The organism is Candidatus Pseudomonas phytovorans (genome assembly GCA_029202525.1).
Taxonomy (GTDB): Bacteria; Pseudomonadota; Gammaproteobacteria; order Pseudomonadales; family Pseudomonadaceae; genus Aquipseudomonas; species Aquipseudomonas phytovorans.
In genome coordinates, this window is record CP119325.1 from 1,270,621 (window position 1) to 1,293,366 (window position 22,746).

Genomic DNA, 22,746 nt, shown 5'->3' on the forward strand with positions numbered 1-22,746 from the left:
ACCTGTTTGGGCGGATCGTCCGACAAACGACATTTATTGATCGATCGGTCAGATATTTGTTCTGTGCTCTTCTGAAAGCATTGATTTAGAGCCTTTTCTTTGGTTTTTAACATGGTCGATTGTCAGGTTGCGAAGCTATGCTAGAGTGCTCGGATAACTCGACAAACGGGTTCTGCCGGATCACGTCGTCTCAAACGGATGGGAGGCTACCGCGACGCGACCGGACAGGCCATGCTGGGGCTGTATGCGCTATTTGCTGATTGTGCTTCTGGGCTTGCTGCCCGTGCTTGCCGGAGCGGTCGATTTCGACGACGCTACCCGGCATCTTCCGTTGGGCAAGGCCATGCAGGTTTATGAAGACCTTGATGGCAGTGCCAGCATCGCCCAGGTCAGTGCTCCCGGGTTCGCCAAACGCTTTCGCCCCCACCACGAAGACGTGCTGAACGCCGGTTACTCCAGTTCGGTGTTCTGGCTCAAGGTGGAGTTGCGCCCCGTTGCAAGGTCGGGCTCTGGCCCCCGGCAGTGGCTGCTGGAGTTGGCCTACCCACCGCTCGATCACCTTGAGCTGTACCTTGCCGACGCTACCGGCGTGTACCGCCTGGCTCAGCGTACCGGCGATGCCTTGCCGTATGACAGCCGGCAGATCCGGCAAAACAACTACTTGTTCGAACTGCAACTGCCGCCTGGCCAGGTAACGACGGCTTATCTGCGCCTGCACAGTGAAGGCTCGGTGCAGGCGCCGTTGGCGTTGTGGTCTGCCGAGGCCTACATGGAGGAGCAACCCACACGCCTGTATGTGCTGGGGATGATCTACGGCGTGCTGTTGGTGATGCTGGTGTACAACCTGTTCATCTACCTCAGCGTACGAGACGTCAGCTACCTCTACTACATCCTCTATATCGCTTCGTTCGGTTTTTACCAGGTGTCTGTGAACGGTGCCGGTGTGGCTTACTTCTGGCCGGACAGCCCGTGGTGGGCGAACGCCTCTACGCCGTTGTTCATTGGTGCCGCCGGGCTGTTCGGTTGCCAGTTCGCTCGGCACTTCCTGCAACTGGGCCGCGTCAGCCGGGGTTTCGACCGGCTGTTGCAGCTGCTGATGCTGGGGGGCGCGCTGGTCATGTTGCTTGCGGTGAGCATGCCTTATGGCGTTGCCCTGCGTATGGCCACGGTGCTGGCGTTGCTGTTCACCGTAAGCATTTTCAGTGCCGGGCTGTTCGCCTGGTGGCGGGGGCTGCGCGTGGCGCGCTGGTTCATCATCGCCTGGACGGCATTTCTGCTGGGAGGGCTGGTCAACACCCTGATGGTGCTGGGCTACCTGCCGAACGTGTTCCTGACCATGTATGCCAGCCAGCTGGGCTCGGCGCTGGAGGTGGCATTGCTGTCGCTGGCGCTGGCCGACCGCATCAACAGCCTGCGTGACCAGCAGGCGCAGACGTTGCGTGAAACCGGGCGCACACTGGAGCAGTTGAACCTGCAACTGGCCAGGAGCAACCGCTTGAAGGATGAGTTTCTGGCCAGCGTGACCCATGAGCTGCGTACGCCGATGAATGGCGTGATCGGTTCGCTGGAATTGATGCACACGCTGCCGATGGAAGCCGAAATGGCTCAGTACCATCGTACGGCGGTGGGGTCGGCGCAGGGCATGATGGACATGGTTGACGCCATTCTCACGCTGTCTGAGCTGCAGGCCGGCCGGCTGCGTGCGCAGCCTGCGCCGTTCAGCTTACGCACCTTGTTGCAGGGCTTGCGTGCAGGTTATGCCGGGCAGGCTTTGGGTAAAGGCTTGTACCTGAGCCTGGATATTCCAGCCGATCTGCCCGACGGGCTGCTGGGCGATGGGCAGAAGCTGGCGCGTTGCCTGGGCTGTTTGGTGGACAATGGACTGAAGTTTACCCACCAGGGTGGCGTGATGATCCAGGTGCGCGGGCGCCGGGTGGGGCCGGAAGATCTGGCGCTGACCTTTACGGTGAGTGACAGCGGTATTGGCTTTGATGACCTGGAACAGTCGACCTTGTATCAGCGCTTCTTCCAGGTGGATGGCTCGATGACCCGGCGGTATGGCGGGCTGGGGATCGGGTTGTCGATCTGCCGGCAGATGGGCGAACTGCTTGGGGCCCGGTTGGCGCATGAGTCGACGCGGGGGCTGGGGAGCCGGTTCGAATTGAGTTTGAACATGGCGGTTTCGCAGGTGCAGATGATGCGCTCGCCGATGCAGGTGCGGCGCCTCTGAGATCGAGCGCCGCCTGCGCGGCGCTTCGCGGGGCAAGCCCGCTCCCACATTTGTGGACTGCCCCCCAAAAGTTGGACAGTTCTATGCTGCCGCCTGGGTCCTGTACTCGACAGGGCTCAGGCCATTGAGCCTTAGCTTGATGCGGTCATGGTTGTAGTAGTGAATGTACTCATCCAGGCCCGCTTTCAATTCATCAATACTCTCGAAACGCTTGAGGTAGAAAAATTCTGACTTGAGCGTGCCGAAGAAGCTTTCCATAGCTGCATTGTCTAGGCAATTGCCTTTACGAGACATGCTCTGTTTCACCCCACGACTGCGCAGCTGGTGGCGATACTGACCCTGCTGGTACTGCCAGCCCTGGTCGGTGTGGAGCACCAGCTTCGGCTTTTCTCCCAAGGTTTTGAGTGCCTTGTCGAGCATGTTCCCAACCAGGCTGTACTGAGGGCGACTCGCCGTCTCGTAAGCGATGATTTCTCCGTTGTACAAATCCATCACAGGCGAAAGATAGAGCTTCTGTTCAGCCACTTTGAACTCAGTTACGTCACTCACCCATTTCTGATTAGGACGCTGGGCAACGAAATTTCGCTCCAGCAGATTCGGCGCTATCTTGCCAACAACACCTCGGTACGACTGATACTTCTTAGGTCGCACCAGTGACTGCAGACCCAGGGCAGCCATCAGCCTCTCGATGACCTTCTTGTTGACCAGTACCCCACCTTTTCTGATCACGAGTGCAACGCGTCGATAGCCGTAACGCCCTTTCTCTTTGCGATAGACCTGCTGAATCTGCTCTTTAAGCTCGGCATATTTGTCCGGCTTCTGCTGAGCTTGCACCTGATAGTAAAAGGTACTGCGAGCCAGCCCGACCAGACGCAGCAGGTCAGGCAAAGGGAATCTAGGCTTGAGCCTCGAAACGATCAGGACTTTTTCCCCGACATTCGTTCCTTTTCCTCTCGCAAAGCCTTGAGCTCCTTTAAGACAGCGTTCTCCATGCGCAGATATTCGAGCTCCGCCATCAGCTGGTCTCGGGGCTTTTGCGAATCGTCAGTATTTGTGGGTTTTGCTGGTTTGATCTTCTTCGGCACTTTGATCGGCTTTTTCTGGCGGTCGACAGGGGCTATAGGGTCACCACTGTAGTACTGCCGCTGCCAGCTGCCTATCTGCGATGATTGACCGAGGCCAAAATGTGCTGCGGTTTGCCGCATGGAAAGGCGATGTTCGTGCATGTAGCTCAGCACCTGTCGCTTGAAATCGTCGTCATAACGCCGCCCATGTGAGCGTGAAGAAAGGCTGGATTCGCTCTGATGGCTGGAAACCCACCGGCGGAGCAGGCTGAAATCAACATCGAAATGCTGGGCTACCTTTCGGAAGCCATTATTGCCATCCAGGTAGGCTGAGACGGCTGTGAGCTTGAACTGCTCTGTGTATTTGCCCATAGGTCCCCCAAGGGTTGGATTTTTTGTCCAACTTCTTGGGGGCAGTCCATTTGTCTCGGGCCAGTTATTCCTGAGACAGAGGCGCGCGGGCCCCTTTGGCGTCCACCTCGATATCGTGTAGGACAAACAAGGCGTTCGCGTGCGCAGGCACAGGCGATACTGGCCCGAAACAGATGTGGGAGCGGGCTTGCCCCGCGAAGCGCCGCGCGGGCGGCGCTCGATCTCCCAGGCGCTGAATGCGTTGTGGCGAGCACCTGTCAGCCCTTATGCAACCTCAAGTCCTGCCACCACACGTTTAGTCATGAATGCCACTTTGACTCCCCCACCGGGAGTGCTTCACTGGGTCTCTCAAGCCTACCCGGATCCAGGAGCCCCCGATGAACCTGCACCAGTACGCTGAAACTCACGAGGTCACCAACCAGCCACCGTCTCTCGACGGTGCCAACCTCTACCGCCTCGACCTGCCATTGCAAGAGTGGTCGAGGCGCTTTGGCGCGGGCTGGGCCGAGTCGCGGATCGATGCCTACGGCGCGCTGGCCGGCGGCCCGTTGATGCAGGCGGGCTTCCTGGCCAACGCCCACAAACCCGAATTCAGCAGCCACGACCGCTACGGCCATCGCATCGATCTGGTCGAGTTCCACCCCGCCTATCACGAGTTGATGCGCACTGCCGTCGAACACGGGCTGCCGTCATTGCCATGGGCTGAACCCCGCCCCGGCGCGCATGTAGCACGGGCTTCGATGACCTACCTGCACAGCCAGGCCGAGGCCGGCACAGGCTGCCCGCTGACCATGACCTTCGCTGCCGTGCCGGCGCTGCGCTTGCAGCCCGAGCTGGCCGAATACTGGCTGCCGAAGATTCTGGCCTGTGAATACGACCCGCGTAACGTCGGCGACCGGCACAAGGCCGGGGTCACTCTGGGCATGGCCATGACCGAGAAGCAGGGCGGCACCGATGTGCGTGCCAATACCACCCGGGCGTACCCGGTGGGTGCGCCGGGCCCTGGCCAGGCCTATGAATTGGTCGGCCACAAATGGTTCTGCTCGGCACCCATGTGCGATGCCTTCCTCACCCTGGCACAGACCGAAAAAGGTCTGAGCTGCTTTCTGTTGCCGCGCCACCGCCCGGACGACAGCCGCAACCAGTTCTATATCCAGCGCCTGAAGAACAAGCTGGGCAATAGCTCCAACGCCTCCAGCGAGGTGGAGTTGCGCGGTGCATTGGCCTGGATGATCGGCGAAGAAGGGCGTGGCGTGCCGACCATCATCGAGATGGTGGCCATGACCCGCTTCGACTGCATGGTGGGTTCCAGCGCGCTGATGCGCCAGGCGCTTACGCAGGCCACCCACCACTGCGCACACCGCAAGGTTGGCGGGCGGGTGCTGAGCGAGCAGCCACTGATGCAGAACGTGCTGGCCGACCTGGCCCTGGAAAGCGAGGCTGCGTTGGCCCTCAGCCTGCGTATGGGGCACGCGCTTGAGCAGCTGGACGACCCGCAGCAGGCGCACTTTGCCCGGCTGGTCACGGCAGTGGGCAAGTATTGGATCTGCAAGCGGGCGCCGGCCATGATCAACGAGGCCGCCGAGTGCATGGGCGGCGCGGGTTATGTGGAAGATTGCATCCTGCCACGGCTGTATCGCGAGGCACCGGTCAATTCGACCTGGGAAGGCTCTGGCAACGTGCAGTGCCTGGATGTGCTGCGAGCCTTGTCCAAAGAACCGGGTGTGCTCGATGCGTTGTTTGCCGAGCTGGGCGATGGCCACGGTGACCCGCGCCTGGCGGCGCACATCGGTAACCTCAAGGGGGCGTTTGCCGATACCGGCGATATGCAGTACCGCGCGCGGCAGCTGACCGGGGATATTGCCCTGGCGCTGCAGGCAAAGCTATTGCTGGAAGCGGGCAATGCGCTCGTGAGTGATGCGTTTATCGGCAGCCGGTTGGCGGGTGGTGGCCGGGTTTACGGTGCACTGCCGCGTGGTGTCGATGTGGAGGCCTTGGTGGCAAGGGCGACGCCAGCCTGGACGAATTGAGTTGGTTTCTTCGCGGGCATGCCCGCTCCCACAGAACCTTCACAGATTTCCAGGTCAGCGCCATACCTGTGGGAGCGGGCGCGCCCGCGAATGAATCCAACACCGATCAATGGGGATGTATTTAGCCCAGAAGGCAGGCAAGATGGTTCACATGCATGTCCAGACAGGAAGCACAGTGTGAGCCACGCTTTTGTAGTCGTTGATACCCCCGAACAGGCCGTCGACCGTCTGGCGGCCTTGCATGAACAGGCCACCGGGGCCCTTAGCCAGGCCCTCAAGCGTTACCTGAAGGACCGTACTGAGCCAGATGCCGAAGAACGCGCACTGTTCCGCTACCCGGCGTTGCGCCTGACCTACTACAGCCACGGTGAAGTCGCTGCCACCACGCGGGCCTACGCCAAGGTTCAAGTGGCCGGCACCTACAGCGTCACTGTCACCCAGCCGGCTGCATTCCGTGGCTACTTGCTGGAGCAACTGCGCCCGTTGATGCACGACTACACCGTTACGGTTGAAGTCGGCGTCAGTGAACAGAACATCCCTTATCCGTACGTGGTCGACCAGGGCGACGAGTTGGCGGGTACCGGCATTACCGCCGCGCAACTGGCGCGGGTGTTCCCCAGCACCGACCTTTCCGCCGCCACCGACAACATCGCCGACGGCCTGTACGACTGGGAGCGTGCCGAAGTCCTGCCGCTGGCACTGTTCGACGCCGCGCGCGTCGACTTCTCGCTGCGCCGCCTGGTGCACTACACCGGCAGCGACTGGCGCCATGTACAGCCGTGGATTCTGCTGACCAACTACCACCGCTATGTCGACCAGTTCATCAGCCATGGCCTGGAGCAATTGCGCGACGACCCGCGCTTCGTGCGCATGGTGCTGCCGGGCAACGTGGTGGTCGACAAGGGCATGGACCACGGTGAAGTCCAGGCGTTGGTGGCCAGCGTGGTCTGGCACCGCTACCAGATGCCGGCCTACCACCTGATTGCCGCTGACGGCGATGGCGTTACGCTGGTCAATATCGGTGTCGGCCCGTCCAACGCCAAGAACATCACCGACCACCTGGCCGTGCTGCGCCCGCACTGCTGGCTGATGATCGGCCACTGTGGTGGCCTGCGCCAGTCGCAGACTATCGGCGACTATGTGCTGGCACACGCCTACATGCGCCGTGACGGCATTCTCGACCGGGTGGTGCCGCCGAACATCCCGATCCCGGCCCTGGCCGAGGTGCAGCTGGCTTTGCAGGAAGCCGCCGCGCAGGTTACTGGCGAGCGTGGCGAGCAGTTGAAGAAGCGTTTGCGCACCGGCACCGTGCTGACCTACGACGACCGTAACTGGGAGCTGCGTTGGGCCCAGGAACGCCCACTCATCAACCTGTCGCGTGCCGTGGCGGTAGACATGGAAAGCGGCACCATTGCCGCCCAGGGTTATCGTTTGCGCGTGCCGTATGGCACCTTGCTGTGTGTGTCCGACAAGCCGCTGCACAGCGAGATCAAGCTGCCGGGGTCGGCCAACGCCTTCTACAACCGGGCGGTCAGCCAGCACCTGAAAATCGGCATTGCTGCCCTCGACCTGCTGCGCACCGAGCTCAACTCGCTGCACTCGCGTAAACTGCGCAGCTTCGATGAGCCGCCGTTCCGCTGAGGATCCATGCCCCTGCCACCCCGTAACAAGCCGCGCCGCCCCCAGGCGCGGCCTGCCGCCGGCCCGCGTCGCCAGCCCAAGGCGCCGCCGGCCGAGCCGCGTCTGATCCTGTTCAACAAACCGTTCGACGTGCTGACCCAGTTCAGCGACGGCGAAGGGCGTGCGACCCTCAAGGACTTCATCGACATCGCGGGTGTGTACCCGGCCGGGCGACTGGATCGCGACAGTGAAGGCTTGCTGTTGCTGACCAACGACGGTGGCTTGCAGGCGCGGATTGCTGACCCTAAGCACAAGCTGGCGAAAACCTACTGGGTGCAGGTGGAAGGTGAGCCGAGCGACGAGCAGTTGCAGCGCTTGCGCGATGGCGTGGAGCTGAACGATGGGCCAACCTTGCCGGCCGAGGCGCGGCGCCTGGAAGAACCCGAACTTTGGCCACGTAACCCGCCGGTACGTTTTCGCAAGAGCGTGCCTACCAGTTGGCTGGAATTGGTGATCCGTGAAGGGCGTAACCGCCAGGTACGGCGGATGACGGCGGCGGTGGGGTTGCCGACCTTGCGCCTGGTGCGCGTGCGAATTGGTGACTGGGCGCTGGAGGGGCTGGAGCAGGGCTGCTGGCGCGAAGTTGCACCGAAGCTTCACCGGTAACCGAGGCATCGTTCTGCAGGAGATTACCCAGAGACCAGTGGTCATTGTGGGAGCGGGCTTGTCCCGCGAAGGGAGCCACGCGGTGCATGGCACCGGCTTTGCCGGTGTTCGCGGGGCAAGCCCGCTCCCACAGAGTCCCTGCTAAATCAATGAGTCATCTGAAAGTAGCCTGGTGCTGCGAAAGGGATTACACCCCTTCCAGAAACCCCACCACCACGCTTTTGATGATGAAGGCCAGCACCCCCAGCCCCAGCACGAAGAACAGGATCAATGTCCCGAACTTGCCGGCCTTGGACTTTTTCGCCAGGTCCCAGACGATGAAACCCATGAAACCGATCAATACGGTCACCAGGATGATCATCATCCACTCTTCGAATACGGCGGGATCCATCTGTGTTCTCCAGGCAGGCTGAGCAGCCGATTATACGCCGGCTACCGTGGGCAATCAGCGCAGGTGGGTCAATGGCAACTCGGTGCTGGCCAGTACCTGGTTGAGCACGAAGCTCGACCGCACGCTGGTGACGCCTTCGATACGGGTGAGGCTGCCTAGTAGCAGTTTCTGGTAGTGGTCCATGTCTGGTACTACCACTTTGAGCTGGTAGTCGGCATCCATCCCGGTGACCAGGCTGCATTCAAGCACCTGCGGCAGGACGCGGATGGCCGCCTCGAAGGTTTCGAAGCGCTCCGGGGTGTGGCGGTCCATGCCGATCAGCACGTAGGCGGTCAGGCTCAGGCCCAGCTTCTTGCGATCGAGCAGGGCCACCTGGCGCGAGATGTAGCCGTCGTCCTCCAGTTGCTTGACCCGACGCGAGCATGGCGAGGGCGACAGGCCGATACGTTCGGCCAGTTCCTGGTTGGAAATGCGCGCATCGCGCTGCAATTCGGCGAGGATGCTCAGGTCGTAGCGGTCAAGTTTGCTCATGGCATTTGCCTTTTCTGTTCGTATTGCGGCGAATTATCAATCGAGGGTGAAAAATTGCGCAAGTGCTATTTATCTGAGCAATCTTCGCAATCCTCTGCTGCAGCCTGTCCGGTATCTTTATCCACAGAATCACTGCCCGGACATCAGTCCACGGCGACGCGCTCTAGGCGGGCGGTCGCGGCCAGCCATCCAACAGGATGCGCCAGGCCCCCGGGCTACACACCCTCCAGAAGACGGTGTGAGGTGAGCCGGTGCCACAAGTGCCGAGCACGGACGACAATTTCAAAAGGGAGGCCCTGTGGCCTCCCTTTTTTCTGTCTGGAAATTTAATTGGCCTGTGTGGCCGTCACGGTAGACTGGCTGTAGTTGCCGTATTTTCTACCGAGAGGAACACCATGAAGTCGCGCATCTGGCAGTTGGCAGGTGTTGGTTTGCTGGGTTTGAGCATCAGCCTGGGGGCCTTGGCTGAAGGGCCGGGTGAGGGGCATGGCGAACACGGGCAGCAGGGGCAGGCAGAAGGCACGCCCGGCCGCTCGCTGAACGCGCGCGACGAAGTGCGCCAGACCCAGCCGCCAAGGCAGGGCTACTACCAGGACATACCCCGGCGCCATGGCGATAACCGTCAATGGGAAGCCGGCGGCCCGGGGCAGCGCCCCGGTGGTGACTGGCAGGGGCGCCCGGATGGCCACGGCAATGGCTGGGGGCCTGGGCCCCAGTATCGCCCGGGGCACACGGTCGATCATTTCCCCGACCGCTACTGGAAAGTGCCTTACCGTGGTGCCGACTATTTCTACTCCGGGGGCTACTGGTATCGCCCGCATGGCGGCAGTTACATCGTGGTGACCCCGCCTTACGGCGTGCGGGTGAATTACCTGCCGCCCTATGCGCAGGAAGTCTGGCTGGGTGGTGCGATGTTCTTCCTGGTGGCCGACACGTATTACCAGTACCTGGCTGACAGCCAGGAGTATGTGGTGGTCAACCCGCCCGTCGCCGTCCCGGCGCCTGTACCGGTGGCACCCTCGAACGGTGGCTATGACGTGGTGGCGTATCCGATGAATGGCCAGGGAGAGCAACAGCAGGAGCAGGACCGTTACCAGTGCCACCGCTGGGCGGTGAGCCAGTCGGGCTTCGACCCGGCCACGGCGACCTATGCGCCGCCGGCCAATGTGCTCAGCCTTTACCAGCGGGCGCTGGGGGCCTGCTTCAATGGCCGAGGCTACAGTATCAACTGACCCGGATGTGCTGCCGGCGATAGGGCCCTTGCAGGTTTACACAGGGTCTGCGTGCACCATTACATCCGCCTGTGGATAACGCTGGCGGATCACCCGTGAGGCTTCCACGCACAGCCCATGCGCGTCATGCAGCGGCAACTGCCCCGGCAGCTCCAGGTGCAATTGCACGAACCACTGGTTGCCCGACACCCGTGTACGCAGGTCATGCACGCCTTTTACCCCTGGTATGGCCAAAACCAGTATGGTCATGTCCTCAGCAACATCGCCTGGCAGCTCCTGGTCCATCAGGATCGCCGTACTTTCGCGGGCAATCTGTAACGCGCTCCAGAGGATGTAGAAGGCGATACCCAGACCGAACAGCGCATCCAGCTGTGGCCAGCCAAAGCGTGCAAGCAGCAGGGCTAGCAGGATACTGCTGTTCAGCAGCAGGTCCGAGCGGTAGTGCAGGGAGTCGGCCCGCACGGCGGTGGAGCCGGTCAGGCGAACGACCTTGCGCTGCAGTGCCAGCAGGGCAAGGGTGAGCCCCAGCGACAACAGCATCACCGCGATGCCGATGGCGGTGTCACCCAGTGGTTGCGGATTTTGCAGGCGCTCTACCGCCTGCACCCCGATCAGTACCGCACTGACGCCGATGAACAGCGCCTGCGCCATGCCGGCCAAGGCCTCGGCCTTGCCGTGACCGAAGCGGTGATCGTCGTCGGCCGGGCGCAAGGCGTAGTGCACGGCCAGCAGGTTGAGAAACGAGGCGACCGCATCCAGTGCCGAGTCGGTCAACCCGGCCAGCAGGCTGACCGAGCCGCTCAGCCACCAGGCCAGCGCCTTGCTCAGCACCAGGATACTGGCCACCGCCAGTGAGGCGCGGGTGGCCAGGCGTAGCAGGCGCTTGTGTTCGGCCGGGGTGATCATCCGTGGTCAACGTCCGTATGTGGGGTTCAGGCTGCCGGTATCAGGCCCAGGCTGGCCAACTGCTCGACACTGCCGCGGTGCTGAATCAGCCGCGGGTCGTTCAGCGGCAGGCGCTGGCCCAGTTCGCTTTCGATAATGGCCTGCAACTTCAGGTTGTCGACCTTGCCGTCGGGGCTGACGGCATCGCGCAGCTTGGCCGGGTCGACCTGGGCGGTGTGCCCGCCCGGGTAATAGATGGCGCCGGTGGCAAAGTCGATACCGAAGGCGATCAACCCCGGGATCACATAGAACAGGATACCGATGGCGTCCATGGCGGCAACCACGGGGTCGATCTTGCCGCCGATCTGGCCGCGACGGTCTGGATAGAAGAGCGTGCCGCAGGCCGTCAGCTGGGTCAGCAAGGTGACGATGATGGCGCCGCCGATGACGCGGGATGGGATGCGCATGTAAATCTCCGAGAAGGTATTCAGCAGGGCAAGCGAAGCGCCTGCGCCTGATGCTTAAGACCATGATAGAGCAGGCTGGGTTCGCCGTTATACTCGCCAGATTGTTCGAGGACCACCATGATTTCATTACCGATCGATGCCGTCTTGCCCGCTTTGCGCCAAGCCCTGGAAAAACGTGACGAAGCCGTGCTCGAAGCACCGCCCGGCGCCGGCAAGACCACTCGCGTGCCGCTGGCGCTGCTGAACGAGCCGTGGCTGGCCGGGCAGACCATTCTCATGCTCGAACCGCGGCGCCTGGCGGCGCGGGCGGCGGCTGAACGGCTGGCCAGTGAGCTGGGTGAGCAGGTGGGTGAAACGGTGGGCTATCGCATCCGCCTGGACAGCAAGGTCGGGCCGAAAACCCGTATCGAAGTGGTGACCGAGGGCATCCTTACCCGGCGGCTGCAAAGCGACCCGGCGCTGGAGGGTGTGGGCTTGCTGATCTTCGACGAATTTCACGAACGCAGCCTGGATGCCGACCTGGCCCTGGCGCTAAGCCTCAATGGCCGCGAGCTGCTGCGTGACGACCCACCGCTGAAGATCATGCTGATGTCCGCAACCCTGGAAGGCGAGCGCCTGTCGCGGCTGCTGGACGGCGCTCCGGTGGTCAGCAGTGAGGGCCGCATGCACCCGGTGGACATCCGCTGGGGGCGGCCCTTCCAGCCGGGCGAGTTCATCGAGCCACGGGTAGTGGACAGCGTGCTGCAGGCACTGGCCGACCAAGCGGGCAGTGTGCTGGTGTTCTTGCCGGGCCAGGCCGAAATCCGCCGGGTCCACCAGAGCCTGCAGGAGGCACTGGGCGAGCGGCCGGAAATTCTGCTGTGCCCGTTGCACGGTGAACTCGACCTCAATGCCCAGCGCGCCGCCATCGACCCGGCGCCCAAGGGCCAGCGCAAGGTGGTGCTGGCGACTAACATCGCCGAGACCAGCCTGACCATCGACGGCGTGCGTGTGGTGATCGACGCAGGCCTGGCCCGGGTGCCGCGCTTCGACCCCGGCAGTGGCATGACCCGCCTGGACACTCAGCGTATCTCTCGTGCCAGTGCCACCCAGCGCGCTGGCCGCGCCGGCCGCTTGGAGCCGGGTGTGTGCTACCGGCTGTGGTCCGAGGCCCAGCATGACCAACTGGCTGCCCATGGCAGCGCCGAAATCCTCCAGGCCGACCTGGCCGGGCTGGCCCTGCAGCTCGCCCGCTGGGGCGTGGCACCGCATCATTTGCGCTGGCTGGACCAACCGCCCAGCGCGGCGTTTTCCCAGGCTCAGGACCTGCTGGCGCGGCTGGGTGCATTCAAACCGGGTAGCCGCGACACGCTCAGCGGTCACGGCCAGGCCATGGCCGAGCTGCCGGCTCACCCTCGCATCGCCCATTTGTTGCTGCGTGGCCAGAGCCTGGGTCTGGCTGCCATGGCCTGCGATGTGGCGGCGTTGCTCGGTGAGCGGGATATCCTGCGTGGCGGCGGTGCCGACCTGCACAGCCGGCTGGCTTTGGTCAGCGGCGAGAGCAAGGCCAACCGTGGCGGTCAAGGTGGCGTACAGCGCGCCCGGCAGCTTGCGCGTCAGTACCGTGGCCTGCTGCGCGGCAAGGCCGGGGCCGCCGTTGCCGACCCCAACCATCCGCGTTGGCTTGGCGCCTTGCTGGCGCTTGCCTATCCCGACCGGGTCGCGCAGCAGCGGCGAGAGGGGGGCGCCGAGTATCGCCTGGCCAATGGCCGTGCAGCCTTGTTCGGCGAGGTCGATGCCTTGATGAAACACCCCTGGTTGGTGATTGCCGACCTGGGCAGCCGCCAGGGCCAGCGCGAAGAGCGCATCTACCTGGCGGCAGAATTCGACCCTGCGCTGCTTGATGATGTGCTGGCCGAGCAGGTCGAGTGTGTCGATCTACTCGACTGGGACGAGCGCGAGCAAGTGCTGCGGGCCGAACGCCAAACCAAGGTCGGTGAGCTGATACTGAGCCGCGAGCCCTTGACTGGCCTGAGTGATGACGCCCGCGCCAAAGCGCTGCTGGGACTGGTACGCCGCAAAGGCCTGAACCTGCTGACATGGACCCCCGAGCTGCGCCAGTGGCAGGCACGGGTGGCGCTGTTACGCCAGCTGGACCTGGACAAGGGCGGGCAGAGCGAATGGCCCGACCTGGGTGACGAGGCGCTGCTTGCCAGCCTGGAAGACTGGTTGCAGCCTTACCTGGGCAAAGTGTCCCGCCTTAGCCACTTCACCGCGCTGGACCTGCCGTCGCTACTGCGTAACCTGCTGCCCTGGCCGCTACCGCAACGGCTGGAAGAGCAGGCCCCCGCGCATTTGGCCGTGCCGTCGGGCTCCAACATCCGGCTGGACTACAGCGAAACCCCGCCGATTCTCGCCGTGCGCCTGCAAGAACTGTTTGGCCTGGCCGACACCCCGCGCATCGCCAATGGCCGCCAGCAGGTCAAGTTGCACCTGCTGTCACCGGCACGCCGGCCGGTGCAGGTGACTCAGGACCTGGCCAATTTCTGGCGCACCACCTATGCCGAGGTGAAGAAAGACCTGAAAGGGCGGTACCCCAAGCACTACTGGCCGGATGACCCGCTGGTGGCCGAGGCCACCGCGCGGGCCAAGCCTAGAGGCACCTGATTACGCCTCGGCTTCACCTTCCAGCAACGTGAACAGGCGGTACAGCACCACGGTGCTGAACAGCTGAAGGAAGCCGCTGAGGCTGTCCATGGCCAGCTCCATGCCGGGTGATGGCTCGGGGAAGGCCATCAGCAGCAGCCCGTCGATCAGCCAGATCGGTGCCAGCACCGCCACCACGCAGATCATGATGCGCATGAAGTGCCCGGTGGTCATGCGTGCGCTTTCGCGCATCGCCTGCACTACCGGCAGGCCGCGCAGCACCAGCAGGTACTCGGCGAACACCAGGTTGATCATGATCCACACCCCCGGGAAGATGAACAGCGCCAGGCCGGCCATGATCAGCAGCGAGCTGATCAGGATCAGCAAGGCCAGTTGCGGCCATAGCTGCAGGGCGCGGGCGAACAGGTCGCGCTTGCCGATGTCCTGGCCATTGCTGCGGGTGTGCAGGTAAAGAATCAGTGCCGCGCTGTACAGCGGGTAGAACAGCAGGCTCACCAGCATGCCGTAGGCCGGCGATGCCTGGTCGCCCAGTTGCTGGTACAGCAACTGGGTGAGCAAGGCTTCCAGTACCACCAGCGGCAGGCACAGCTGGAGGATGCTCGGCAGGTGGCGGCGGAAGAAGTACAGGGAGTCGCGCAGAACGCTCAGCGGATTCATCAGTCAACATCGCATGGCAGTAAAAACAGGGGCCTAACTTTAGCCCAAAGCAGGCGCGCGGCTGTCACTTGCTGAAAAAAGTTTCACGGCGCCAGTGATTGAATCCCGTGCCGCTACACCCCATCTTTGACGCTGTCCGTTGTCCCGGTACCCCACGAGGTCGCCCCATGAACACTGAAGAACAAACCCTGATCGACGGCCTGTTCGGCCGCATCAAGCAAGCCGAAGACCCAAACCAGCCGCGTGACGCGCAGGCTCAGGCGTGCATCGAGCAACACCTGAGCCAGCAGCCAGCGGCGCCTTACTACATGGCCCAGGCGATTCTGGTGCAGGAGGCCGCGATCAAGCGCCTCGACGAACAGAACAAGCAGCTGGAAGCCGAGTTGCAGCAGGCTCGGGCCCAGGCTCAGGCCGCACCAGCTGGCAACAGCGCGCCGGGTAATGGCGGCGGTGGCTTCCTGTCGAGCATTTTTGGTTCGGGTGGGCGCAGTACGGCTCCAGCCGCACAGCCGCAGCGTCCTGCTGCAGCCCCGGTGGCCTCGGGGGGTGGCTGGCGTGAACCGTCGGCCCCGGGCTTTTCCCAGCCACAAGCGCCGGCGCAGCAGCCTGGTTTTGGCGCAGCGCCGGCGCGCGGTGGTGCCAGCAGCTTCCTCGGTGGGGCCATGCAGACTGCAGCCGGTGTGGCCGGTGGTGTGTTGCTGGCGCAGGGCATCAGCAGCCTGTTCAACCACAACTCGCAGCCGGAAGAAGTGGTCGAGGTGATCAAGGAAGAGCCAACGCCAGCCAGTGACAGCGGCGGCTGGAACGATCAGGGCGGGCAGCAGCAAGTGGCTGACAACGGTGGTTGGGGCAATGACCAGGGCGGTTATGCCGACACCGATTACGGCAGCGACGATGGCGGGTTCTTCTCGGACGACGATTCGTACGTCTGACAGGTCTGGCATACTGCTGGCATTTCTGGGGGCGCGCCGCGCCCCTTTCGCGACGCAAGGCCGCTCCTACACGGGTACGCAATTCCCTGTAGGAGCGGCCTTGTGTCGCGAAAGGGCTGCACAGCAGCCCCCTGCATTCCAGGCCGACCATGAGGTTCCCAGGTGAAAAAGATCGCGCTGTTCGCCGATGTGCAGAACCTCTACTACACCGTGCGCCAAGCCCACGGTTGCCATTTCAACTACACCGCCCTGTGGTCCGATGTAAGCCGCGAAGGGCAAATTGTTGAAGCGGTGGCCTATGCCATCGACCGTGGCGACAGCAAGCAACAGCAGTTCCAGCAGATCTTGCGCAACCTCGGGTTCGATGTGCGCCTCAAGCCCTTCATCCAGCGCAGCGATGGCTCGGCCAAAGGTGACTGGGATGTGGGCATTACCCTGGATGTGATCGATGCCGCTAGCCGGGTCGACCAGGTGGTGCTGGCCTCTGGCGATGGTGATTTCGACCTGCTGCTGGAACGGGTGATCCAGCGTCACGGTACAGAGGCCGTGGTGTATGGGGTGCCCGGGCTCACCGCATTGTCGCTGATCCGTTCGGCCACCCGTTATGTGCCCATCGAGGGTAAGCTGTTGCTCAAACACTGAGGCGCTGTTGATGGAACGTATTGCTGTAATCGACTTTGAAACCACCGGTATCTCCCCCGGAGCCGGCTGCCGTGCCACCGAAGTGGCGGTGGTAATGCTGGAAGACGGGCGCATTGTCGAGCGCTACCAGAGCCTGATGAACGCGGGCGTGCCAGTGCCGGCCTTCGTTGCCGGGCTGACCGGCATCACCACCGCCATGTTGCGCAGCGCGCCACCGGTGGACAAAGTGATGAACGAAGTGGCCGAGTTTGTCGGGGGCACGCCGCTGCTGGCACACAACGCCGCGTTCGACCAGAAGTTCTGGGATTACGAACTGAGCCGTATCGGCCGCAGCCGCAGCCAGTCTTTCGCCTGTTCCCTGCTGCTGTCCCGGCGCCTGCTGCCGATGGCACCGAACCATAAGCTGGGCACCCTGACCCGCTGGGCCGGCCTGCCGGATACCGGTACCGCGCACCGGGCCATGGCCGATGCCGAGATGGCTGCCAACCTGCTGCAACACCTGGTCGGCGAACTGCGCCAGGCCCACGGTATCCAGCAACTGTCCCACAGCCTGCTTTGCCGCCTGCAGAAAGTGCCTGCCGCGAAGGTGCGCGAAGCCCTGGCCAAGTTCCGCTGAGGTCCGCCAGAGCCCAAGCCGGACGCACCAAAAGTGTGCTGCTCATTTGAGCCGGTTCTGTAACGCAACTACACCCCGGCAGGCCGTTAAACTGAATTACCCGTAAACGGATTTCGAGTTTTTCCCATGCCTGCCTCCCGTCGCTTCCCGTTGTTGCTCATCGGTGCTTTCCTGGCCCTGTACCTGGTCTGGGGCTCTACCTACCTGTTCATTCGTATCGGGGTGGAGAGCTGGCCGCCGATGCTCATGGCCGGGGTGCGCTTCCTGATTGCTGGCGGCCTGCTGTATGGTTTTTTGCGCTGGCGTGGTGCACCAGCGCCGACCTGGCCGCAGTGGCGAGCGGCAGGGGCAATCGGCTTTTTGCTGCTCAGCTGCGGCAACGGCGGCGTGACCGTGGCCGAGCATGCCGGGGTAGCGTCGGGCGTGGCGGCGCTGGCGGTGGCGACAGTGCCATTGTTCACCTTGCTGTTCGGCCTGTTGTTCGGTCACCGCAACTCCAGGCTGGAGTGGGCGGGCATCGCCCTGGGGCTGGTGGGTATCGGCCTGCTCAACCTGGGCTCCAACTTGCAGGCAAGCCCAATGGGGGCGGCGCTGATCATTTTTGCGGCGGCGTCTTGGGCGTTCGGCTCGGTGTGGAGCAAGAGCTTGCCGCTGCCCCAGGGGCCCATGGCCAGCGCCGCAGAAATGCTCGTGGGTGGTGCGGTGCTGTTGCTGGGCAGCGTGTTGTCGGGCGAACGCATGACGCAGATGCCGACCGCCGCTGGTTGGGGCGCGCTGGCCTACCTGGTGTTCTTCGGCTCGATCCTGGCCTTCAGTGCCTACATGTACCTGCTCAAGCATGTGCGCCCGGCGGCCGCCACCAGCTATGCCTACGTCAACCCGGGGGTGGCGGTGTTGCTGGGCATCGTCTTTGCCGGTGAACAAATTGGCGCCGAAGAGTGCGTGGCCATGGCGGTTATCATTGGCGCGGTGGTACTGATCGGCCTGCCGCAGTGGCGCAAGGCACCTGAGCCAGTGCAGCCGTTGAAAGGCGAAATCTGCAAGTAAGGGGGTGATGCGGTAAACTTGCCGCCTTCGCTGAACCCCCCTTACGGTATTGCCATGAATTTCGCCAAACTCGGCCTGATCGAACCGTTGCTGCGCACCCTGCAGCAGCTGGACTACACCACCCCGACCCCGGTGCAGGCCCAGGCCATCCCCGCTGTGCTGGCCGGCCGTGACCTGATGGCTGCGGCGCAGACCGGCACCGGCAAGACCGCGGGTTTTGCCCTGCCGGTGCTGCAACGCCTGGCACTGGAGGGCGAGAAGGTGGCCGCCAACTCGATCCGCGCACTGATACTGGTGCCGACGCGAGAGTTGGCCGAGCAGGTGCACAACAACGTGCAGGAGTACGCCGAAAACCTGCCGCTGAGCACCTACGCGGTGTATGGCGGGGTCAGCATCAACCCGCAGATGATGCGCTTGCGCCGTGGTGTCGACCTGCTGGTGGCCACCCCGGGCCGCTTGCTTGACCTGTTCCGGCAGAACGCGGTGAAGTTCAACCAGGTGCAAACCCTGGTGCTGGACGAAGCCGACCGCATGCTCGACCTGGGCTTTGCCGAAGAGCTGCAGTCGGTGTACGCCGCGCTGCCACGCAAGCGCCAGACCCTGCTGTTCTCCGCCACGTTCTCGGACCAGATTCGCGTGCTTGCCGGGCTGGCCTTGAACGACCCGCTCAGCATCGAAGTCAGCCCGCGCAACGCTGCCGCCTCCAGCGTCAAGCAGTGGCTGGTGCCTGTGGATAAAAAGCGCAAGGAAGACCTGTTCTGCCACCTGCTGCGCAAACAGCGCTGGACGCAGGTACTGGTGTTTGCCAAGACCCGTAACGGTGTCGACCAGCTGGTGGAGCGCTTGCTGGCTGAAGGCGTGAACGCCGACGGCATCCACGGCGACCGCCCGCAGGCCACCCGCCAGCGTGCGCTGGACAGCTTCAAGGCCCGCGAGATTCAGGTGCTTGTGGCAACCGACGTGGCAGCCCGTGGCCTGGATATCGACGACCTCCCGCTGGTGGTCAACCTCGACCTGCCGATCGTTGCCGAAGATTACGTGCATCGCATCGGGCGTACCGGGCGGGCAGGCAACAAAGGCGAGGCGATTTCGCTGGTGTGTGCGGATGAAGTGCAAATGCTGTCGGCCATCGAAGTGCTGACCCGGCAGACCTTGCCGCGCCATGAGGAGCCGGACTTCATCCCTGAGCACCGGGTGCCGATGACCGACGCCAGCGGCCAGGTGATCAAGAAGCCGAAGAAGCCCAAGAAGCCGAAAGAGAACAGCGCCAAACGCGGGCTGGGGCGCTGGATGGACAGTGGCGAGCCGGAGCCGGCGGTGAAAGCAGTGCGCAAGGTGCCTAGCTTCAATGGTGGGCCGCGTAAGCGTAAGCCTTGAGATTTTGGGGCCGCTTTGCGGCCCTTTCGCGACACAAGGCCGCTCCTACAGGTACAGCGCAAGCCGTAGCCATTGTGCAACCCTTGTAGGAGCGGCCTTGTGTCGCGATGGGCTGCAAAGCAGCCCCAAAATCTGTCAGGAAACCCGAGTGAGCCAATCTGCCGCCGCCCGCCCGGCGCGCAAGCCGCTGGCAAAGCACGCGGTCAGCAGGTAACCCCCGGTCGGCGCTTCCCAGTCGAGCATCTCGCCGGCACAGAACACCCCCGGCATGCCCTTGACCATCAACCCCTCATCCAGCCCCTCGAAACGCACCCCGCCAGCGCTACTGATCGCTTCATCCAGCGGCCGCGTTCGCACCAGTGTGATCGGCAGCGCCTTGATCGCACGGGCCAGCGCCTGTGGGTCGGCAAAGGTCACCTGATCGGTCAGCTCACGCAGCAGCGCCGCCTTGACGCCATCAATCCCCAGCTGGCTGTGCAGATGCTTGGCCATTGAGCGCGAACCGCGTGGCTTGGCCAGTGCCTGGGCAATCTTGTCCACAGGCTTGTCTGGCAGCAGGTCGAGCAGCAGTACCCCTTGGCCGTCGCGGTTGATGGCTTCACGCACTGGCGCTGACCAGGCATACACCAGGCTGCCTTCCACACCCTGCGCAGTGAGGATGAACTCGCCCTTGCGTGGCGCGCTGCCCGGGACGCTGAGGGCAATGTTCTTCAACGGTGCCCCGGCGAATTTTTCTTTCAGCAATGCGCTCCAGCCTTCCACCTCTAAGCCGCAGTTGCTTGGCTGCAAGGGCGAGATATCCACAGCCCGTTCGGCCAGAAGTGGCTGCCAGGCCCCATCCGAACCAAGCCGAGCCCAGCTGCCGCCACCCAGCGCCAGTACCACGACCGCGGCCTTCACCGCGAGCTCGCCCTGTGGATAAGCGATCCTCAAGGCACCGTCGGCATTCCAGCCCAACCAGCGATGGCGGGTGTGGATAACTACTCCGGCGTCGCGCAGGCGCTTCAGCCAGGCGCGCAGCAGGGGGGCGGCTTTCATATCGGTGGGGAACACCCGCCCAGAGCTGCCGACGAAGGTTTCGATGCCCAGGCCGTGAATCCACTGGCGCAAGGCGTCTGCGTCGAAGCCGCCCAGTAGCGCATCGATTTCGCCCCGGCGCTCGGCATAGCGTGACACGAACGCCGGGTAAGGCTCGGAGTGGGTAATGTTCATGCCGCCAACACCCGCTAGCAGGAACTTGCGCCCCACCGAAGGCATGGCGTCGAACACCTCGACCGCCAGGCCTGCCTGGGCCAGTGCTTCGGCGGCCATCAGGCCGGCTGGGCCGCCACCGATGACGACGGCGGGAGGAGGGGAGGCAGGGTTCAGATCGGGCATGGTGGGCCGCAGGCTGTGGAAAAGAGGCGCATTCTAGCGCAGCGCTGCCCATCGAAGCACTGATCAAAAAATGATCATAGTTCTGCAGGCCATGCGTACAAAGGGCTACAGCAGCTTTCCAGCAGGTTATCCACAAGCGGTTCCACAGTCATTGTGAACAACTGATGACCCGGGCCGCGCTGTGGTGAAGGATGCCATGGCGCCTGGCCAAGGCTTCGCGGTCCTTGCTGTAGCCGCCGCCAATCACGCCAACCACCGGGATGTCACGGCCCAGGCAGTGGCGCAGCACCGCTTCGTCACGGGCGGCCAGGCCGGCGTCGGTCAGTTGCAAGTAGCCCAGGGCATCGTCCTTGTGCACATCGACGCCGGCGTCATACAGCACCAGGTCGGGTTGATAGAGCGGCAGCAGGTAGTTGAGGGTGTCATCCACCACCTTCAGGTAGGCCGCGTCGCCCATGCCGCGGGGCAGGGGGATGTCCCAGTCGCTCTGAGCCTTGCGGGCCGGGAAATTCTGTTCGCAATGCAACGACACGGTGATGGCCTCTGGGGTGTCGTGCAGGATGCGCGCGGTACCGTCGCCCTGGTGCACATCGCAGTCGAAGATCAGTACCCGGTGTACCCGGCCGGCCTCCAGCAGGTAGCGGCTGATCACCGCCAGGTCGTTGAAGATGCAGAAGCCGGCGGGGTGGTCGTAATGGGCATGGTGGGTGCCGCCGGCGAGGTGGCAGGCGATGCCATGTTGCAGCGCCATCTCGGCGGTGAGCAGCGAGCCGCCCACTGCCCGCACCGTACGCCGGGCCAGAGCTTCGCTCCAGGGCAGGCCGAGGCGACGCTGGTCCTCGCGGGACAGGTCGCCGTTCATGTAACGCTCGATATAGCCGCGGTCGTGGGCCAGGGCGAGGATGTCGTTGGGGCAGATGTCCGGGCGCAGCAACGCCTGGTCGGTGGTCAGCCCGCTGTCGACCAGGTGGTCATGCAGCAGGCGGAACTTGTCCATCGGGAAGCGGTGTTCGGCGGGGAACTCCGGGCTGTAGTCTTCGTGGTAGATCAGCGGCAACGGCATGGGTGGGGTCGCAGTCAGGGCCAGTGCTGATCTTGCCAGTTATCGCCCTGCGCTGGCCAATACGCGCTGCCAGTCCGGTTCGTTCAGGCGCCCGAGGATGCGTGCCTTGCCGTTGCCATCCACCGACACGAACAGGGCGCTGGCGTAGCCACTCTGGCGCTCACCCCCCGCAACGTTCTGCTGGCGGGCGAAATGGTCGATGCAGCCATTGTGGGTCACCAGCACCAGGTTGTGGCCTGGGCGCTTGCGGGACAGTGCTTCGCTGGCGAACTGGTTATCACAGCCTTCCAGCCAGTCCTCGCTGGCCACCGCCTGGCCGAGGATGAAGTGCGCGGTTTGCCGGGTGCGCAGCTTGGGGCTGCTGAGTAAGTCGGCGTTGTTCAGGCCCAGTTGGTGCAGCCCTTGGCCAACACGGCCGGCGGCCTGGCTGCCGGCCACGGTAATCCCGGTGGGATCGTCCAGGCAGGGCCCGGGGGCGCTGTCGCAGCGTTCGGCATGGCGGATCATCACGATCACTGCCCCGTCGGCCCAGTCTTGCAGCAGGCCGCTGTCACTCAGTTGTTGTTCGTTGCCAAGGTCCACGATATGCGTCCTCGTCGCCAGCCAGGTGGTCAACGCCGCCACGACCATGCACAGGCCAAGGGCGGCACCGAGGGCTTTGCGTGACAGGCGCCGCTTGCGCCGGGCGTGAATGGCTGGGTGGCCCAGGATGTTGCTCGATAGCATGCGTTGCTCCGTTGGCAGTGCCGCGGCTGGCGCGGAGGTGGATGGCGGCATCCTGCCAAGTGGCCTGTCGGGGGCTGGTGAAGGGCGTGTGAAAATTGCATTTGGCGGCTGCCGGCTGGGTGAAACCCGCGCCCGCGCCTACGCTGTAAACTGCAAGGCGGTAAACCGGAGCAAA

The 22,746-nt window shown here is 63.5% G+C and carries 20 protein-coding genes; 11 read left to right on the forward strand and 9 right to left on the reverse strand.

From position 1 onward, the window contains the following. The first annotated feature begins 244 nt into the window (after nucleotides 1–244). Nucleotides 245–2,230 carry a 7TM diverse intracellular signaling domain-containing protein gene (locus tag P0Y58_05570; protein WEK31668.1) on the forward strand — a complete coding sequence of 662 codons (1,986 nt, stop codon included), beginning with the start codon at nucleotides 245–247 and terminating at the stop codon, nucleotides 2,228–2,230. Nucleotides 2,231–2,311: 81 nt separating this feature from the next. Here the strand turns inward: P0Y58_05570 and P0Y58_05575 are convergent. Continuing rightward, nucleotides 2,312–3,666 (reverse strand): IS3 family transposase gene (locus tag P0Y58_05575; protein ID WEK31669.1). Its coding sequence is split into 2 segments (ribosomal slippage): nucleotides 2,312–3,174 and nucleotides 3,174–3,666, totalling 1,356 coding nucleotides; the frame shifts between segments, so codons are not numbered across the junction. Between the two features lie 377 nt (nucleotides 3,667–4,043). Here P0Y58_05575 and P0Y58_05580 point away from each other — a divergent pair. The 3 genes from P0Y58_05580 to P0Y58_05590 all read left to right on the forward strand — a co-directional run bounded on the left by P0Y58_05580 (nucleotide 4,044) and on the right by P0Y58_05590 (nucleotide 7,982). Continuing rightward, complete coding sequence (locus tag P0Y58_05580; GenBank protein WEK31670.1) at nucleotides 4,044–5,696, forward strand: acyl-CoA dehydrogenase family protein; 1,653 nt, start codon at nucleotides 4,044–4,046, stop codon at nucleotides 5,694–5,696. A 177-nt stretch (nucleotides 5,697–5,873) separates the two neighbouring features. Then, nucleotides 5,874–7,337 carry an AMP nucleosidase gene (gene amn, locus P0Y58_05585; GenBank protein ID WEK31671.1) on the forward strand — a complete coding sequence of 488 codons (1,464 nt, stop codon included), beginning with the start codon at nucleotides 5,874–5,876 and terminating at the stop codon, nucleotides 7,335–7,337. Between the two features lie 6 nt (nucleotides 7,338–7,343). Further along, nucleotides 7,344–7,982 carry a pseudouridine synthase gene (locus tag P0Y58_05590; GenBank protein WEK31672.1) on the forward strand — a complete coding sequence of 213 codons (639 nt, stop codon included), beginning with the start codon at nucleotides 7,344–7,346 and terminating at the stop codon, nucleotides 7,980–7,982. A 187-nt stretch (nucleotides 7,983–8,169) separates the two neighbouring features. Here the strand turns inward: P0Y58_05590 and P0Y58_05595 are convergent, their stop codons facing one another. Further along, the gene (locus P0Y58_05595; protein WEK31673.1) at nucleotides 8,170–8,373 is read right to left on the reverse strand and encodes a DUF2788 domain-containing protein; all 204 of its coding nucleotides are present in this window, start codon (nucleotides 8,371–8,373) and stop codon (nucleotides 8,170–8,172) included. Nucleotides 8,374–8,427: 54 nt separating this feature from the next. Further along, the gene (locus P0Y58_05600; protein WEK31674.1) at nucleotides 8,428–8,904 is read right to left on the reverse strand and encodes an Lrp/AsnC family transcriptional regulator; all 477 of its coding nucleotides are present in this window, start codon (nucleotides 8,902–8,904) and stop codon (nucleotides 8,428–8,430) included. A gap of 395 nt (nucleotides 8,905–9,299) precedes the next feature. Here P0Y58_05600 and P0Y58_05605 point away from each other — a divergent pair, with 395 nt between their 5' ends. Continuing rightward, nucleotides 9,300–10,136 carry a hypothetical protein gene (locus tag P0Y58_05605; protein ID WEK31675.1) on the forward strand — a complete coding sequence of 279 codons (837 nt, stop codon included), beginning with the start codon at nucleotides 9,300–9,302 and terminating at the stop codon, nucleotides 10,134–10,136. 36 nt (nucleotides 10,137–10,172) lie between these two features. Here the strand turns inward: P0Y58_05605 and P0Y58_05610 are convergent, their stop codons facing one another. Continuing rightward, on the reverse strand, nucleotides 10,173–11,042 hold the full coding sequence (locus tag P0Y58_05610) for a cation diffusion facilitator family transporter (protein WEK31676.1): 870 nt from the start codon (nucleotides 11,040–11,042) through the stop codon (nucleotides 10,173–10,175). Between the two features lie 26 nt (nucleotides 11,043–11,068). Then, nucleotides 11,069–11,488 carry a polyribonucleotide nucleotidyltransferase gene (locus P0Y58_05615; GenBank protein WEK31677.1) on the reverse strand — a complete coding sequence of 140 codons (420 nt, stop codon included), beginning with the start codon at nucleotides 11,486–11,488 and terminating at the stop codon, nucleotides 11,069–11,071. 117 nt (nucleotides 11,489–11,605) lie between these two features. Between P0Y58_05615 and hrpB the strand changes: the two genes are divergently transcribed. Then, on the forward strand, nucleotides 11,606–14,134 hold the full coding sequence (gene hrpB / locus P0Y58_05620) for an ATP-dependent helicase HrpB (protein WEK31678.1): 2,529 nt from the start codon (nucleotides 11,606–11,608) through the stop codon (nucleotides 14,132–14,134). Here the strand turns inward: hrpB and P0Y58_05625 are convergent, their stop codons facing one another. Next, entirely contained in the window at nucleotides 14,135–14,791 is a 657-nt protein-coding gene (locus P0Y58_05625; protein ID WEK31679.1) for a YciC family protein, read from the reverse strand. A 167-nt stretch (nucleotides 14,792–14,958) separates the two neighbouring features. On the opposite strand from P0Y58_05625, the gene P0Y58_05630 reads away from it, so the two are divergent. From P0Y58_05630 to P0Y58_05650, 5 genes are all read left to right on the forward strand, one after another. Beyond that, a complete protein-coding gene (locus P0Y58_05630; GenBank protein ID WEK31680.1) occupies nucleotides 14,959–15,723 on the forward strand; it encodes a DUF2076 domain-containing protein in 765 nt (254 codons plus the stop codon). Between the two features lie 162 nt (nucleotides 15,724–15,885). Continuing rightward, nucleotides 15,886–16,365: an NYN domain-containing protein gene (locus P0Y58_05635; protein ID WEK31681.1), complete on the forward strand. Its 480-nt coding sequence runs from the start codon at nucleotides 15,886–15,888 to the stop codon at nucleotides 16,363–16,365. A 10-nt stretch (nucleotides 16,366–16,375) separates the two neighbouring features. Next, nucleotides 16,376–16,981 (forward strand): 3'-5' exonuclease, encoded by a 606-nt coding sequence (locus P0Y58_05640; protein ID WEK31682.1) that lies wholly within the window; start codon nucleotides 16,376–16,378, stop codon nucleotides 16,979–16,981. A gap of 126 nt (nucleotides 16,982–17,107) precedes the next feature. Continuing rightward, on the forward strand, nucleotides 17,108–18,028 hold the full coding sequence (yedA, locus tag P0Y58_05645; protein ID WEK31683.1) for a drug/metabolite exporter YedA: 921 nt from the start codon (nucleotides 17,108–17,110) through the stop codon (nucleotides 18,026–18,028). A gap of 54 nt (nucleotides 18,029–18,082) precedes the next feature. After that, the gene (locus P0Y58_05650) at nucleotides 18,083–19,405 is read left to right on the forward strand and encodes a DEAD/DEAH box helicase (GenBank protein ID WEK31684.1); all 1,323 of its coding nucleotides are present in this window, start codon (nucleotides 18,083–18,085) and stop codon (nucleotides 19,403–19,405) included. 135 nt (nucleotides 19,406–19,540) lie between these two features. On the opposite strand, the gene P0Y58_05655 is transcribed toward P0Y58_05650, so the two are convergent. The 3 genes from P0Y58_05655 to P0Y58_05665 form a co-directional block, all read right to left on the reverse strand. Beyond that, complete coding sequence (locus P0Y58_05655) at nucleotides 19,541–20,782, reverse strand: TIGR03862 family flavoprotein (protein WEK31685.1); 1,242 nt, start codon at nucleotides 20,780–20,782, stop codon at nucleotides 19,541–19,543. A 148-nt stretch (nucleotides 20,783–20,930) separates the two neighbouring features. Then, entirely contained in the window at nucleotides 20,931–21,845 is a 915-nt protein-coding gene (locus P0Y58_05660) for a histone deacetylase (GenBank protein WEK31686.1), read from the reverse strand. A 39-nt stretch (nucleotides 21,846–21,884) separates the two neighbouring features. Beyond that, nucleotides 21,885–22,571, reverse strand: coding sequence for a histidine phosphatase family protein (locus P0Y58_05665; GenBank protein WEK31687.1), 687 nt, complete (start codon nucleotides 22,569–22,571; stop codon nucleotides 21,885–21,887). Between the last annotated feature and the right edge of the window lie 175 nt (nucleotides 22,572–22,746).

What these genes read in the sequence shown, in the direction of transcription:
- P0Y58_05615 (WEK31677.1), bottom strand. Translation starts at nt 11,488, where the DNA reads ATGCGCATCCCATCCCGCGTCATCGGCGGCGCCATCATCGTCACCTTG.
- P0Y58_05650 (WEK31684.1), top strand. Translation starts at nt 18,083, where the DNA reads ATGAATTTCGCCAAACTCGGCCTGATCGAACCGTTGCTGCGCACCCTG.
- P0Y58_05595 (WEK31673.1), bottom strand. Translation starts at nt 8,373, where the DNA reads ATGGATCCCGCCGTATTCGAAGAGTGGATGATGATCATCCTGGTGACC.
- P0Y58_05625 (WEK31679.1), bottom strand. Translation starts at nt 14,791, where the DNA reads ATGAATCCGCTGAGCGTTCTGCGCGACTCCCTGTACTTCTTCCGCCGC.
- P0Y58_05630 (WEK31680.1), top strand. Translation starts at nt 14,959, where the DNA reads ATGAACACTGAAGAACAAACCCTGATCGACGGCCTGTTCGGCCGCATC.
- P0Y58_05640 (WEK31682.1), top strand. Translation starts at nt 16,376, where the DNA reads ATGGAACGTATTGCTGTAATCGACTTTGAAACCACCGGTATCTCCCCC.
- P0Y58_05605 (WEK31675.1), top strand. Translation starts at nt 9,300, where the DNA reads ATGAAGTCGCGCATCTGGCAGTTGGCAGGTGTTGGTTTGCTGGGTTTG.
- P0Y58_05660 (WEK31686.1), bottom strand. Translation starts at nt 21,845, where the DNA reads ATGCCGTTGCCGCTGATCTACCACGAAGACTACAGCCCGGAGTTCCCC.
- P0Y58_05665 (WEK31687.1), bottom strand. Translation starts at nt 22,571, where the DNA reads ATGCTATCGAGCAACATCCTGGGCCACCCAGCCATTCACGCCCGGCGC.
- hrpB (WEK31678.1), top strand. Translation starts at nt 11,606, where the DNA reads ATGATTTCATTACCGATCGATGCCGTCTTGCCCGCTTTGCGCCAAGCC.
- P0Y58_05590 (WEK31672.1), top strand. Translation starts at nt 7,344, where the DNA reads ATGCCCCTGCCACCCCGTAACAAGCCGCGCCGCCCCCAGGCGCGGCCT.
- P0Y58_05610 (WEK31676.1), bottom strand. Translation starts at nt 11,042, where the DNA reads ATGATCACCCCGGCCGAACACAAGCGCCTGCTACGCCTGGCCACCCGC.
- P0Y58_05580 (WEK31670.1), top strand. Translation starts at nt 4,044, where the DNA reads ATGAACCTGCACCAGTACGCTGAAACTCACGAGGTCACCAACCAGCCA.
- P0Y58_05570 (WEK31668.1), top strand. Translation starts at nt 245, where the DNA reads ATGCGCTATTTGCTGATTGTGCTTCTGGGCTTGCTGCCCGTGCTTGCC.
- P0Y58_05600 (WEK31674.1), bottom strand. Translation starts at nt 8,904, where the DNA reads ATGAGCAAACTTGACCGCTACGACCTGAGCATCCTCGCCGAATTGCAG.
- yedA (WEK31683.1), top strand. Translation starts at nt 17,108, where the DNA reads ATGCCTGCCTCCCGTCGCTTCCCGTTGTTGCTCATCGGTGCTTTCCTG.
- P0Y58_05655 (WEK31685.1), bottom strand. Translation starts at nt 20,782, where the DNA reads ATGCCCGATCTGAACCCTGCCTCCCCTCCTCCCGCCGTCGTCATCGGT.